The sequence below is a fragment of the Facklamia sp. HMSC062C11 genome (assembly GCF_001810675.1).
Taxonomy (GTDB): Bacteria; Bacillota; Bacilli; order Lactobacillales; family Aerococcaceae; genus Facklamia; species Facklamia hominis.
On record NZ_KV802397.1, the window covers coordinates 17,389 to 32,175 of the forward strand.

14 protein-coding genes and 2 pseudogenes are annotated in these 14,787 nt (G+C 38.4%); all 16 read left to right on the top strand.

The genetic code is table 11. The annotated features are described in order from the left end of the window. On the top strand, positions 1–858 hold an 858-nt coding region (locus HMPREF2758_RS04060), incomplete at its 5' end, for an FtsK/SpoIIIE domain-containing protein (protein WP_083304843.1). A gap of 20 nt (positions 859–878) precedes the next feature. Further along, the gene (locus tag HMPREF2758_RS08655; RefSeq protein ID WP_000879507.1) at positions 879–1,031 is read left to right on the top strand and encodes a hypothetical protein; all 153 of its coding nucleotides are present in this window, start codon (positions 879–881) and stop codon (positions 1,029–1,031) included. A gap of 22 nt (positions 1,032–1,053) precedes the next feature. Beyond that, on the top strand, positions 1,054–2,259 hold the full coding sequence (gene mobT / locus HMPREF2758_RS04065) for a MobT family relaxase (protein ID WP_000398284.1): 1,206 nt from the start codon (positions 1,054–1,056) through the stop codon (positions 2,257–2,259). 42 nt (positions 2,260–2,301) lie between these two features. Further along, the gene (locus HMPREF2758_RS04070) at positions 2,302–2,523 is read left to right on the top strand and encodes a hypothetical protein (RefSeq protein WP_001009056.1); all 222 of its coding nucleotides are present in this window, start codon (positions 2,302–2,304) and stop codon (positions 2,521–2,523) included. A gap of 116 nt (positions 2,524–2,639) precedes the next feature. Further along, positions 2,640–3,137, top strand: coding sequence for an antirestriction protein ArdA (locus HMPREF2758_RS04075; RefSeq protein ID WP_000342539.1), 498 nt, complete (start codon positions 2,640–2,642; stop codon positions 3,135–3,137). 88 nt (positions 3,138–3,225) lie between these two features. Continuing rightward, positions 3,226–3,618, top strand: a complete 393-nt coding sequence (locus tag HMPREF2758_RS04080; RefSeq protein WP_000723888.1) for a conjugal transfer protein — start codon at positions 3,226–3,228, stop codon at positions 3,616–3,618. Next, the gene (locus HMPREF2758_RS04085; RefSeq protein WP_070609282.1) at positions 3,602–6,049 is read left to right on the top strand and encodes a conjugal transfer ATPase TcpF; all 2,448 of its coding nucleotides are present in this window, start codon (positions 3,602–3,604) and stop codon (positions 6,047–6,049) included. The genes HMPREF2758_RS04080 and HMPREF2758_RS04085 overlap by 17 nt, the downstream gene beginning before the upstream one ends. Positions 6,050–6,051: 2 nt before the next feature. Next, complete coding sequence (locus HMPREF2758_RS04090; protein WP_000804748.1) at positions 6,052–8,229, top strand: CD3337/EF1877 family mobilome membrane protein; 2,178 nt, start codon at positions 6,052–6,054, stop codon at positions 8,227–8,229. Next, positions 8,226–9,227 carry a bifunctional lytic transglycosylase/C40 family peptidase gene (locus HMPREF2758_RS04095; protein ID WP_000769868.1) on the top strand — a complete coding sequence of 334 codons (1,002 nt, stop codon included), beginning with the start codon at positions 8,226–8,228 and terminating at the stop codon, positions 9,225–9,227. Before HMPREF2758_RS04090 ends, HMPREF2758_RS04095 begins: the two co-directional genes overlap by 4 nt. After that, positions 9,224–10,156, top strand: coding sequence for a conjugal transfer protein (locus tag HMPREF2758_RS04100; RefSeq protein WP_001224319.1), 933 nt, complete (start codon positions 9,224–9,226; stop codon positions 10,154–10,156). The genes HMPREF2758_RS04095 and HMPREF2758_RS04100 overlap by 4 nt, the downstream gene beginning before the upstream one ends. 313 nt (positions 10,157–10,469) lie before the next feature. Beyond that, positions 10,470–10,517, top strand: a pseudogene (locus HMPREF2758_RS09115) (hypothetical protein); the annotation flags it as partial. Positions 10,518–10,532: 15 nt separating this feature from the next. Then, positions 10,533–12,452, top strand: coding sequence for a tetracycline resistance ribosomal protection protein Tet(M) (gene tet(M) / locus HMPREF2758_RS04105; RefSeq protein ID WP_000691727.1), 1,920 nt, complete (start codon positions 10,533–10,535; stop codon positions 12,450–12,452). A gap of 346 nt (positions 12,453–12,798) precedes the next feature. Then, positions 12,799–12,884: pseudogene (locus HMPREF2758_RS09095) on the top strand (peptide-binding protein); the annotation flags it as partial. Positions 12,885–12,932: 48 nt separating this feature from the next. After that, positions 12,933–13,016 carry a 23S rRNA methyltransferase attenuation leader peptide gene (locus HMPREF2758_RS04110; protein WP_001814874.1) on the top strand — a complete coding sequence of 28 codons (84 nt, stop codon included), beginning with the start codon at positions 12,933–12,935 and terminating at the stop codon, positions 13,014–13,016. A 124-nt stretch (positions 13,017–13,140) separates the two neighbouring features. Further along, positions 13,141–13,878, top strand: a complete 738-nt coding sequence (gene erm(B) / locus HMPREF2758_RS04115; protein ID WP_002292226.1) for a 23S rRNA (adenine(2058)-N(6))-methyltransferase Erm(B) — start codon at positions 13,141–13,143, stop codon at positions 13,876–13,878. 354 nt (positions 13,879–14,232) lie between these two features. Further along, positions 14,233–14,787 (top strand): recombinase family protein, encoded by a 555-nt coding sequence (locus HMPREF2758_RS04120; RefSeq protein ID WP_000576156.1) that lies wholly within the window; start codon positions 14,233–14,235, stop codon positions 14,785–14,787.

Sequence of the window (14,787 nt, forward strand, 5' to 3'; positions counted from 1 at the left end):
TGTGAGCTGACGGATAAAGAGTTAAAGGATTCCTATGTGGAATATACTTTGCTCTATGACACCATAGCCAGTCGTATTTCTATTGATGAAGTAGAAGCTAAAGATGGTAAACTTCGCTTAATGAAAAACGTATGGTGGGAATATGATAAGCTCCCTCATATGTTGATTGCTGGTGGTACAGGTGGCGGTAAAACTTACTTTATACTGACACTGATTGAAGCCTTGCTTCATACAGATTCAAAACTGTATATTCTTGACCCGAAAAATGCTGATCTTGCGGACTTAGGTTCTGTGATGGCAAATGTCTACTATAGAAAAGAAGACTTGCTTTCTTGCATTGAAACATTCTATGAAGAAATGATGAAACGTAGTGAGGAAATGAAGCAGATGAAGAACTATAAGACTGGCAAAAATTATGCTTACTTAGGTCTCCCGGCACACTTCTTAATCTTTGATGAATACGTCGCTTTCATGGAAATGCTGGGAACAAAAGAAAACACCGCAGTTATGAATAAGCTGAAACAGATTGTCATGTTAGGTCGTCAAGCTGGCTTCTTTCTAATACTGGCTTGTCAACGTCCAGACGCAAAATATTTAGGCGACGGAATCCGTGATCAGTTTAATTTCAGAGTGGCTTTAGGTCGTATGTCTGAAATGGGCTATGGCATGATGTTTGGCAGTGACGTACAAAAGGATTTCTTCTTAAAGCGAATCAAAGGTCGTGGCTATGTTGATGTAGGAACAAGTGTCATATCAGAGTTTTATACTCCCCTTGTACCAAAAGGATATGATTTCTTGGAGGAAATTAAAAAGTTATCCAACAGCAGACAGTCCACGCAGGCGACGTGCGAAGCGTAAGTCGCAGGTGTGGACTGATCTTGCTGGCTGGTGTGGCAATAGCCACGCCAGCACTTAACCCCCCGTATCTAACAGGGGGGTACAAATCGACAGGAAACAGTCAAAAAAACATTAGAAAATCCTTTGGTTACAAGGGATTTACAAAATTTCAGCGTATGTCAAATGGGCTTTAAAAGTTGACATACGCCTTTTTGATTGGAGGGATTTTTACTGAATGAACAAACTTGGTTACAGCATTTAAAAGAAAAACGCTTGGCTTATGGACTATCTCAAAACCGTTTAGCTGTTGCGACTGGTATTACAAGGCAGTATCTAAGCGATATTGAAACAGGAAAAGTCAAGCCATCAGAGGATTTACAGCAGTCCCTTTGGGAAGCTCTGGAACGCTTCAATCCCGACGCTCCCCTTGAAATGCTGTTTGATTATGTAAGAATTCGCTTTCCGACAACAGACGTACAGCAGGTGGTCGAAAACATCTTACAACTGAAACTGTCCTATTTTCTTCATGAGGACTATGGTTTCTATTCTTATTCAGAGCATTATGCTTTAGGCGACATATTCGTCCTTTGCTCCCATGAACTGGACAAAGGAGTTCTGGTGGAATTGAAAGGTCGTGGGTGCAGACAATTTGAAAGCTATCTTCTGGCACAACAAAGAAGCTGGTATGAGTTCTTTATGGACGTTTTGGTGGCTGGCGGTGTGATGAAACGCCTTGACCTTGCCATTAACGATAAGACAGGGATTTTAAATATCCCTGTACTCACTGAAAAGTGCCAACAGGAAGAATGTATCTCCGTCTTCCGCAGTTTTAAAAGCTATCGCAGTGGCGAACTGGTACGCAAAGAGGAAAAGGAATGTATGGGAAACACCCTCTATATCGGTTCATTACAAAGTGAAGTTTATTTCTGTATCTATGAAAAGGACTACGAGCAGTACAAGAAAAATGATATTCCCATTGAAGACGCAGAAGTAAAAAACCGTTTTGAGATTCGATTGAAAAATGAGCGTGCCTATTATGCAGTCCGTGATTTACTCGTCTATGACAATCCAGAGCATACCGCCTTTAAAATTATCAATCGGTATATCCGTTTTGTAGATAAAGACGATTCCAAACCTCGTTCTGATTGGAAACTGAATGAAGAATGGGCTTGGTTTATTGGGAACAATCGTGAACGATTAAAACTAACCACAAAACCAGAGCCTTACTCCTTCCAAAGGACGCTGAACTGGCTATCTCATCAAGTTGCCCCGACCTTAAAGGTTGCGATTAAACTTGATGAAATCAACCAGACGCAGGTTGTAAAAGACATTCTCGACCATGCGAAACTGACAGACCGACACAAGCAGATTTTGAAGCAACAGTCAGTAAAAGAACAGGACGTGATAACAACAAAAAAATAACTCAAATACAAATTCATTGAATATAGAGAGGAGAACATTTTTATGAATTTTGGACAAAACCTTTATAACTGGTTTCTATCAAACGCTCAATCACTGGTGCTTTTAGCAATCGTTGTGATTGGCTTGTATCTTGGCTTCAAGCGTGAGTTTAGCAAACTGATTGGCTTTTTAATTATTGCGATTATTGCGGTTGGCTTAGTCTTCAACGCTGCTGGAGTAAAAGACATTTTACTAGAGCTATTCAATCGCATTATTGGTGCTTAAATAAAACAGTTCTTTTGTGGAATATAAGTGGTTTTCTTATGTTCCGCAAAGGAATGGTACACCAAACGAAGTGCGGTAGGGATTTTTGAATCTCTACAAAGAAAGGACGTGAATATATGGACGATATGCAAGTCTATATTGCGAATTTAGGCAAATACAATGAGGGCGAATTGGTCGGTGCGTGGTTTACCTTTCCCATTGACTTTGAGGAAGTCAAAGAGAAAATCGGCTTGAATGATGAATATGAGGAATACGCCATTCATGACTACGAGTTACCCTTTACGGTTGACGAATACACTTCCATTGGCGAACTCAATCGACTATGGGAAATGGTATCGGAATTACCCGAAGAATTACAATCGGAGCTATCTGCTCTGCTCACTCATTTTTCAAGCATTGAAGAACTAAGCGAACATCAAGAGGATATTATCATTCATTCCGATTGTGATGATATGTATGACGTGGCACGCTACTACATTGAAGAAACGGGTGCTTTAGGCGAAGTACCAGCTAGTCTTCAAAACTATATTGATTATCAAGCCTATGGTCGGGATTTAGACCTTTCAGGAACGTTTATCTCAACCAATCATGGGATTTTTGAAATCGTCTATTAAATCTGTCGGTACATTACTACTGGCAGATTTTCTATTTTACGGGGTGGCTCAATCAGCTACCCCTATTTTTTATGAAAGGATTGATTACATGAAGAAAATACGAAGCTATACCAGTATCTGGTCTGTGGAAAAGGTACTGTATTCTATCAATGATTTTAGACTTCCGTTTCCCATAACCTTTACGCAAATGACATGGTTTGTCGTGTCACTCTTTGCAGTGATGATACTTGGCAACTTGCCCCCTCTTTCCATGATAGAGGGAGCATTTCTCAAATACTTTGGGATTCCTGTGGCTTTCACATGGTTTATGTCTACAAAAACTTTTGATGGTAAAAAGCCTTATGGATTTTTGAAGTCTGTCATTGCTTATGCACTGCGACCAAAGCTGACCTATGCAGGAAAAAAAGTAACGCTTGGCAGAAACCAGCCACAAGAAGCCATTACAGCAGTTAGGAGTGAATTTTATGGCATATCCAATTAAATACATTGAAAACAATCTCGTCTGGAATAAAGACGGGGAATGTTATGCTTACTATGAGCTTGTTCCTTACAATTACTCATTTCTAAGTCCAGAACAGAAAATACAAGTGCATGATTCTTTCAGACAGCTTATCGCACAAAATCGTGATGGCAAAATTCATGCTTTACAAATCAGTACAGAATCCAGCATACGTTCTGCACAAGAGCGTTCCAAAAATGAAGTCACTGGCAAGCTCAAAGCGGTTGCCTATGACAAAATCGACCAACAGACAGACGCTTTAATATCCATGATTGGCGAAAATCAAGTGAACTACCGTTTCTTTATCGGCTTTAAGTTGCTTCTCAACGATCAGGAGTTTTCTATGAAAAGTCTTACCGTTGAAGCAAAAAATGCTTTGTCTGATTTTGTCTATGATGTGAACCATAAGCTGATGGGCGATTTTGTTAGTATGAGTAATGATGAAATCCTGCGTTTTCAGAAGATGGAAAAGCTCTTAGAAAATAAAATCTCTCGTCGTTTCAAAATCCGCAGGTTAGATAAGGACGACTTCGGCTATCTGATTGAACACCTTTACGGACAGACAGGCACTGCCTATGAAGAGTATGAGTACCATCTATCAAAGAAAAAGCTGGATAATGAAACGCTGATTAAATACTATGACTTGATTAAGCCTACTCGCTGTTTGGTGGAAGAAAAACAGCGATATTTGAAAATCCAGCAGGAAGATGAAACCGTCTATGTAGCTTACTTTACCATTAACAGCATTGTCGGAGAACTGGACTTCCCGTCCTCTGAAATCTTCTACTACCAGCAACAGCAATTTACATTCCCGATTGATACGTCAATGAATGTGGAAATTGTAGCGAATCGTAAAGCCCTATCTACTGTCCGCAATAAAAAGAAAGAACTGAAAGACTTGGATAACCACGCTTGGCAAAGTGATAATGAAACCAGCTCCAATGTGGCGGAAGCTCTGGAAAGTGTGAATGAGCTGGAAACCAATTTAGACCAAAGCAAGGAATCTATGTACAAGCTGTCTTATGTGGTAAGGGTATCAGCAAATGATCTTGACGAACTCAAACGTCGTTGTAATGAAGTGAAAGATTTTTATGACGATTTAAGCGTAAAACTGGTACGACCATTTGGGGATATGCTCGGCTTACATGAAGAATTTTTACCTGCCAGCAAGCGTTATATGAATGATTATATTCAATACGTGACCTCTGATTTCCTCGCTGGTTTAGGTTTTGGTGCTACTCAAATGCTGGGGGAAAATGAGGGGATTTATGTTGGCTACAGCTTAGATACTGGACGCAATGTCTATCTGAAACCTGCTCTTGCCAGTCAAGGGGTTAAGGGTTCAGTAACCAATGCGTTAGCGTCGGATTTTGTTGGTTCGCTGGGTGGTGGTAAATCCTTTGCGAATAACCTTATCGTCTATTATGCGGTGCTTTATGGGGCACAAGCAGTGATTGTAGACCCAAAAGCAGAACGTGGCAGATGGAAAGAAACCTTGCCAGAGATTTCCCATGAAATCAATATCGTCACTCTGACTTCTGATGAGAAAAACAAAGGCTTACTTGACCCTTATGTGATTATGAAAAATCCCAAAGATTCTGAATCACTGGCTATTGATATTCTGACATTCCTTACGGGGATTTCCTCTCGTGATGGGGAACGCTTCCCAATCCTTAGAAAAGCCATTCGTGCAGTAACCAATAGTGAAGTACGAGGGTTGATGAAAGTGATTGAGGAATTACGGGTTGAGAATACGCCACTAAGTACCAGTATAGCCGACCATATCGAAAGTTTTACAGACTATGACTTTGCACATTTATTATTCAGTAATGGTTATGTGGAGCAGTCTATCAGCTTAGAAAAACAACTGAACATTATACAGGTTGCGGACTTGGTACTTCCCGACAAGGAAACTTCCTTTGAGGAATATACCACTATGGAGCTTTTATCCGTTGCTATGCTGATTGTCATTAGTACCTTTGCTTTAGACTTTATCCATACAGACCGAAGCATTTTCAAGATTGTAGATTTAGACGAAGCATGGAGCTTTTTACAGGTAGCACAAGGAAAAACACTATCTATGAAGCTGGTTCGGGCTGGTCGTGCTATGAACGCTGGGGTATATTTCGTGACCCAAAATACAGACGACCTCTTAGATGAAAAACTGAAAAATAACCTCGGCTTAAAATTTGCATTTCGTTCCACTGACCTTAACGAGATTAAAAAGACCTTAGCCTTTTTTGGTGTAGACCCAGAGGACGAAAACAATCAGAAGCGATTGCGTGATTTGGAAAACGGGCAATGCCTTATCAGTGATTTATATGGTCGTGTCGGTGTGATACAGTTCCACCCTGTATTTGAAGAACTGCTCCATGCCTTTGATACCAGACCACCTGTGCGAAAAGAGGTGTAAATGTGAAACCATCAATAGTAAACAGAATAAAATCAAACTGGACGCTGAAACGTCTAGGTAAAGTGGCAATGACAGTGGCTTTCACACTTGTGATTGCCATTTTTCTTTTAGCCATGCTGGGAACGGTGGTTCAAGCTGCGGGCTTGGTAGATGATACGGTCAATGTGGCAAATGAATACAGCCGATACCCACTTGAAAACTATCAACTGGATTTTTATGTGGATAATAGCTGGGGCTGGCTTCCGTGGAACTGGTCGGACGGGATTGGAAAACAGGTCATGTATGGACTATATGCCATTACCAATTTTATTTGGACAATCAGTTTGTATGTTTCCAATGCGACAGGTTACTTAGTACAGGAAGCCTATTCCTTAGACTTCATTTCCGCTACAGCAGATTCCATTGGTAAGAATATGCAGACCTTAGCTGGTGTGAGTGCAAACGGATTTTCAACAGAGGGTTTCTATGTTGGATTCCTCTTACTCTTGATTTTGGTTCTTGGGGTTTATGTTGCCTATACGGGACTGATAAAGAGAGAAACCACAAAGGCAATTCATGCCATTATGAATTTTGTGCTGGTGTTTATCCTATCGGCTTCCTTTATTGCCTACGCTCCCGACTACATTAAAAAAATCAATGACTTTTCATCAGACATCAGTAATGCCAGTTTATCACTTGGCACGAAGATTGTCATGCCCCATTCCGATAGTCAAGGCAAGGACAGCGTGGACTTAATCAGAGATAGCCTGTTTTCCATACAGGTTCAGCAACCGTGGCTACTGCTTCAATACAACAGTTCAGACATTGAAAGTATCGGTATTGACCGTGTGGAAAGCCTGCTCTCCACCAGCCCAGATTCCAACAATGGCGAAGACAGAGAAAAAATTGTTGCGGAAGAAATTGAAGACAGAAGCAATACCAATCTAACCATTACAAAGACCATTAACCGTTTAGGTACAGTCTTCTTCCTATTTGTCTTCAATATTGGGATTTCCATATTTGTATTCCTATTAACAGGAATCATGATTTTCTCGCAGGTACTTTTTATCATCTATGCTATGTTTCTGCCTGTGAGCTTTATTTTAAGCATGATTCCATCATTTGATGGTATGTCAAAACGAGCCATAACAAAGCTCTTTAATACCATTTTGACACGAGCTGGAATCACATTGATTATTACGACAGCATTTAGTATTTCAACCATGCTCTATACCTTATCGGCTGGTTATCCGTTCTTTTTGATTGCTTTTCTACAGATTGTGACCTTTGCAGGAATCTACTTCAAGCTGGGCGATTTAATGAGTATGTTTTCTCTACAGAGTAACGATTCTCAAAGTGTGGGAAGTCGTGTGATGAGAAAACCTCGTATGCTTATGCACGCTCACATGCACCGTCTACAGCGGAAACTTGGACGTTCCATGACTACTCTAGGGGCTGGGTCTGCCATTGTTACAGGTAAAAAAGGACAGTCGGGTTCGGGGAGTTCTGCAAGGACACAAGCAGATCACTCCCGACCAGACGGAAAGGAAAAATCAACACTTGGAAAACGTATCGGTCAAACCATCGGTACAGTAGCTGATACCAAAGACAGAATGGTAGACACTGCTAGTGGTTTGAAAGAACAGGTTAAAGATTTGCCGACCAATGCAAGATATGCAGTATATCAAGGAAAATCCAAAGTAAAAGAGAATGTCCGTGATTTAACCAGTAGTATTTCTCAAACCAAAGCGGACAGAGCCAGTGGACGCAAGGAACAGCAGGAACAAAGGCGAAAAACCATTGCGAAGCGTCGCTCTGAAATGGAACAGGTCAAACAGAAAAAACAGCCTGCTTCTTCTGTTCATGAAAGACCGACTACAAGACAAGAACAATATCATGATGAACAGACCTCAAAACAGTCTAATATTCAGACTTCATATAAGGAATCTCAACAAGCCAAACAAGAGCGTCCAGCAGTTAAGTCCGATTTTTCAAGTCCAAAAGTGGAACGCCAAGGCAATACCGTTCAAGAAAAAACCGTTCAAAAGCCAGCAACTTCAACCACTACAGCAGATAGAACTTCACAACGTCCAATCACAAAAGAACGTCCGTCTACTGTTCAAAGAGTACCACTACAAAATACAAGAAGTAGACCACCAATCAAAACCGCCACCATTAAGAAAGTCGGTAAGAAACCATGAAGTTGAAAACTTTAGTGATTGGTGGTTCTGGATTATTCTTGATGGTCTTCTCACTGCTTCTGTTTGTTGCCATTTTATTTTCAGATGAACAGGACAGCGGAATTTCCAATATTCATTATGGAGGTGTGAATGTTTCCGCAGAAGTGCTGGCTCATAAGCCTATGGTAGAAAAATATGCCAAAGAATATGGCGTTGAAGAATATGTCAACATACTTCTTGCGATTATACAGGTGGAATCGGGCGGTACTGCGGAAGATGTTATGCAGTCCTCGGAATCCCTCGGTCTTCCACCTAATTCATTGAGTACAGAAGAATCCATTAAGCAAGGTGTGAAGTATTTCAGTGAATTATTAGCCAGTAGCGAAAGGCTCAGTGTAGATTTAGAATCGGTTATCCAGTCCTACAATTATGGTGGTGGTTTCTTAGGGTATGTGGCTAATCGTGGAAATAAATATACCTTTGAACTGGCTCAAAGTTTCTCAAAAGAGTATTCAGGTGGCGAAAAAGTGTCTTACCCCAATCCCATAGCCATACCTATCAATGGGGGCTGGCGATACAACTATGGCAATATGTTTTATGTGCAACTGGTAACGCAGTATCTTGTCACAACAGAGTTTGATGATGATACGGTACAAGCCATCATGGACGAAGCACTGAAATATGAGGGCTGGCGATACGTTTACGGTGGAGCTTCCCCGACTACTTCTTTTGATTGTAGCGGACTGACACAATGGACGTATGGAAAAGCTGGAATTAACTTACCACGAACCGCACAACAGCAATATGATGTGACCCAGCATATCCCACTATCGGAAGCACAAGCTGGCGATTTGGTTTTCTTTCATTCTACCTATAACGCTGGCTCTTATATTACTCATGTTGGGATATACCTTGGCAATAACCGTATGTTTCATGCAGGCGACCCAATCGGTTATGCCGACTTAACAAGCCCCTACTGGCAACAGCATTTAGTGGGAGCAGGACGAATCAAACAATGAGAAAGGAAGATTTAATGATGAAATTTAGAAAAAATCAGAATAAAGAAAAACAGATACCAAAGGAAAAGAAACCTCGTGTCTATAAGGTCAATCCTCATAAAAAGGTTGTGATTGCCTTGTGGGTACTTTTAGGGCTTAGTTTCAGCTTTGCGATATTCAAGCACTTTACAGCTATAGATACTCATACTATTCACGAAACAACTATCATAGAAAAGGAATACGTTGATACTCATCATGTAGAAAATTTTGTAGAGAACTTTGCGAAAGTCTACTATTCATGGGAGCAATCCGATAAGTCCATTGATAATCGAATGGAAAGTCTAAAAGGCTATCTGACAGATGAACTTCAAGCTCTCAATGTTGATACAGTACGCAAAGATATTCCTGTATCGTCTTCTGTAAGAGGATTTCAGATATGGACGGTAGAGCCAACTGGCGACAATGAGTTTAATGTAACCTACAGTGTAGACCAGCTCATTACAGAGGGAGAAAATACAAAGACCGTCCACTCTGCTTATATAGTGAGTGTCTATGTAGATGGTTCTGGAAATATGGTACTGGTTAAGAATCCGACCATTACCAACATACCTAAGAAATCAAGTTATAAACCAAAAGCCATTGAAAGTGAGGGGACGGTTGATTCCATTACAACCAATGAAATCAATGAGTTTTTAACGACGTTCTTCAAGCTCTATCCTACAGCGACAGCCAGTGAACTTTCCTACTATGTGAATGACGGGATATTAAAACCAATCGGAAAAGAGTACATCTTTCAAGAACTGGTAAATCCTATTCACAATCGTAAGGATAATCAAGTCACGGTATCGCTGACAGTGGAGTATATCGACCAGCAGACCAAAGCAACGCAGGTATCTCAATTTGATTTGGTACTTGAAAAGAACGGGAGTAATTGGAAGATTGTAAAATAACAAATATTGGTACATGATTACAGATACTTTGTAATCATGTACTCTTTTTGATAAAAAATTGGAGATTCCTTTACAAATATGCTCTTACGTGCTATTATTTAAGTGACTATTTAAAAGGAGTTAATAAATATGCGGCAAGGTATTCTTAAATAAACTGTCAATTTGATAGCGGGAACAAATAATTAGATGTCCTTTTTTAGGAGGGCTTAGTTTTTTGTACCCAGTTTAAGAATACCTTTATCATGTGATTCTAAAGTATCCAGAGAATATCTGTATGCTTTGTATACCTATGGTTATGCATAAAAATCCCAGTGATAAAAGTATTTATCACTGGGATTTTTATGCCCTTTTGGGTTTTTGAATGGAGGAAAATCACATGAAAATTATTAATATTGGAGTTTTAGCTCATGTTGATGCAGGAAAAACTACCTTAACAGAAAGCTTATTATATAACAGTGGAGCGATTACAGAATTAGGAAGCGTGGACAAAGGTACAACGAGGACGGATAATACGCTTTTAGAACGTCAGAGAGGAATTACAATTCAGACAGGAATAACCTCTTTTCAGTGGGAAAATACGAAGGTGAACATCATAGACACGCCAGGACATATGGATTTCTTAGCAGAAGTATATCGTTCATTATCAGTTTTAGATGGGGCAATTCTACTGATTTCTGCAAAAGATGGCGTACAAGCACAAACTCGTATATTATTTCATGCACTTAGGAAAATGGGGATTCCCACAATCTTTTTTATCAATAAGATTGACCAAAATGGAATTGATTTATCAACGGTTTATCAGGATATTAAAGAGAAACTTTCTGCCGAAATTGTAATCAAACAGAAGGTAGAACTGTATCCTAATATGTGTGTGACGAACTTTACCGAATCTGAACAATGGGATACGGTAATAGAGGGAAACGATGACCTTTTAGAGAAATATATGTCCGGTAAATCATTAGAAGCATTGGAACTCGAACAAGAGGAAAGCATAAGATTTCATAATTGTTCCCTGTTCCCTGTTTATCACGGAAGTGCAAAAAACAATATAGGGATTGATAACCTTATAGAAGTGATTACGAATAAATTTTATTCATCAACACATCGAGGTCCGTCTGAACTTTGCGGAAATGTTTTCAAAATTGAATATACAAAAAAAAGACAACGTCTTGCATATATACGCCTTTATAGTGGAGTACTACATTTACGAGATTCGGTTAGAGTATCAGAAAAAGAAAAAATAAAAGTTACAGAAATGTATACTTCAATAAATGGTGAATTATGTAAGATTGATAGAGCTTATTCTGGAGAAATTGTTATTTTGCAAAATGAGTTTTTGAAGTTAAATAGTGTTCTTGGAGATACAAAACTATTGCCACAGAGAAAAAAGATTGAAAATCCGCACCCTCTACTACAAACAACTGTTGAACCGAGTAAACCTGAACAGAGAGAAATGTTGCTTGATGCCCTTTTGGAAATCTCAGATAGTGATCCGCTTCTACGATATTACGTGGATTCTACGACACATGAAATTATACTTTCTTTCTTAGGGAAAGTACAAATGGAAGTGATTAGTGCACTGTTGCAAGAAAAGTATCATGTGGAGATAGAACTAAAAGAGCCTACAGTCATTTATATGGAGAGACCGTTAAAAAATGCAGAATATACCATTCACATCGAAGTGCCGCCAAATCCTTTCTGGGCTTCCATTGGTTTATCTGTATCACCGCTTCCGTTGGGAAGTGGAATGCAGTATGAGAGCTCGGTTTCTCTTGGATACTTAAATCAATCATTTCAAAATGCAGTTATGGAGGGGATACGCTATGGCTGTGAACAAGGATTGTATGGTTGGAATGTGACGGACTGTAAAATCTGTTTTAAGTATGGCTTATACTATAGCCCTGTTAGTACCCCAGCAGATTTTCGGATGCTTGCTCCTATTGTATTGGAACAAGTCTTAAAAAAAGCTGGAACAGAATTGTTAGAGCCATATCTTAGTTTTAAAATTTATGCGCCACAGGAATATCTTTCACGAGCATACAACGATGCTCCTAAATATTGTGCGAACATCGTAGACACTCAATTGAAAAATAATGAGGTCATTCTTAGTGGAGAAATCCCTGCTCGGTGTATTCAAGAATATCGTAGTGATTTAACTTTCTTTACAAATGGACGTAGTGTTTGTTTAACAGAGTTAAAAGGGTACCATGTTACTACCGGTGAACCTGTTTGCCAGCCCCGTCGTCCAAATAGTCGGATAGATAAAGTACGATATATGTTCAATAAAATAACTTAGTGTATTTTATGTTGTTATATAAATATGGTTTCTTGTTAAATAAGATGAAATATTTTTTAATAGGGGTCCCGAGCGCCTACGAGGAATTTGTATCGATAAGAAATAGATTTAAAAATTTCGCTGTTATTTTGTACATTTAACTTGACGGTGACATCTCTCTATTGTGAGTTATTAGTGGTACAGTTTTCAACCGTTTTAATTATAAAAAAGTGGTGCATTTTTAAATTGGCACAAACAGGTAACGGTTATTGCAGGTGTATTTCTTATCTATGGGTTTAACATGGATTTTATCATTAAAATCATGAGTATTGTCCGAGAGTGATTGGTCTTGCGTATGGTTAACCCTAAAGTTATGGAAATAAGACTTAGAAGCAAACTTAAGAGTGTGTTGATAGTGCAGTATCTTAAAATTTTGTGTATAATAGGAATTGAAGTTAAATTAGATGCTAAAAATTTGTAATTAAGAAGGAGGGATTCGTCATGTTGGTATTCCAAATGCGTAATGTAGATAAAACATCTACTGTTTTGAAACAGACTAAAAACAGTGATTACGCAGATAAATAAATACGTTAGATTAATTCCTACCAGTGACTAATCTTATGACTTTTTAAACAGATAACTAAAATTACAAACAAATCGTTTAACTTCTGTATTTATTTACAGATGTAATCACTTCAGGAGTGATTACATGAACAAAAATATAAAATATTCTCAAAACTTTTTAACGAGTGAAAAAGTACTCAACCAAATAATAAAACAATTGAATTTAAAAGAAACCGATACCGTTTACGAAATTGGAACAGGTAAAGGGCATTTAACGACGAAACTGGCTAAAATAAGTAAACAGGTAACGTCTATTGAATTAGACAGTCATCTATTCAACTTATCGTCAGAAAAATTAAAACTGAATACTCGTGTCACTTTAATTCACCAAGATATTCTACAGTTTCAATTCCCTAACAAACAGAGGTATAAAATTGTTGGGAGTATTCCTTACCATTTAAGCACACAAATTATTAAAAAAGTGGTTTTTGAAAGCCATGCGTCTGACATCTATCTGATTGTTGAAGAAGGATTCTACAAGCGTACCTTGGATATTCACCGAACACTAGGGTTGCTCTTGCACACTCAAGTCTCGATTCAGCAATTGCTTAAGCTGCCAGCGGAATGCTTTCATCCTAAACCAAAAGTAAACAGTGTCTTAATAAAACTTACCCGCCATACCACAGATGTTCCAGATAAATATTGGAAGCTATATACGTACTTTGTTTCAAAATGGGTCAATCGAGAATATCGTCAACTGTTTACTAAAAATCAGTTTCATCAAGCAATGAAACACGCCAAAGTAAACAATTTAAGTACCGTTACTTATGAGCAAGTATTGTCTATTTTTAATAGTTATCTATTATTTAACGGGAGGAAATAATTCTATGAGTCGCTTTTTTAAATTTGGAAAGTTACACGTTACTAAAGGGAATGGAGATAAATTATTAGATATACTACTGACAGCTTCCAAGAAGCTAAAGAGGTCCCTAGCGCCTACGGGGAATTTGTATCGATAAGGAATAGATTTAAAAATTTCGCTGTTATTTTGTACAATAAGGATAAATTTGAATGGTACCATAAACGACCGTTTATGGTACCTTTTCATTTTCCTGCTTTTTCTAAATGTTTTTTAAGTAAATCAAGTACCAAAATCCGTTCCTTTTTCATAGTTCCTATATAGTTATACTTAATGAGTTATGGTACATTTAAATTATAAAATTAAGGAGGTTTTTTTATGATTTTTGGCTATGCTCGAGTGAGTACGGATGATCAAAATCTTAGTTTACAAATTGATGCACTTACTCATTATGGAATTGATAAATTATTTCAAGAAAAAGTAACTGGTGCGAAAAAAGACCGACCGCAATTAGAAGAAATGATCAACCTACTACGTGAAGGAGATTCTGTTGTCATTTACAAGTTAGATCGAATTTCACGATCAACTAAACATTTGATTGAACTTTCTGAATTATTTGAAGAACTTAGTGTCAATTTTATATCTATTCAAGATAACGTAGATACTTCAACGTCTATGGGAAGATTCTTTTTCCGAGTTATGGCTAGTTTAGCAGAACTGGAACGGGATATTATTATTGAACGAACTAACTCTGGTCTTAAGGCAGCCAGAGTCCGAGGAAAAAAAGGGGGCCGTCCAAGTAAAGGTAAGCTATCAATTGATTTAGCTTTAAAAATGTATGACAGCAAAGAGTATTCTATTCGTCAAATTCTTGATGCCTCTAAATTAAGCAAAACAACCTTTTACCGTTACCTCAATAAAAGGAATGCTTAA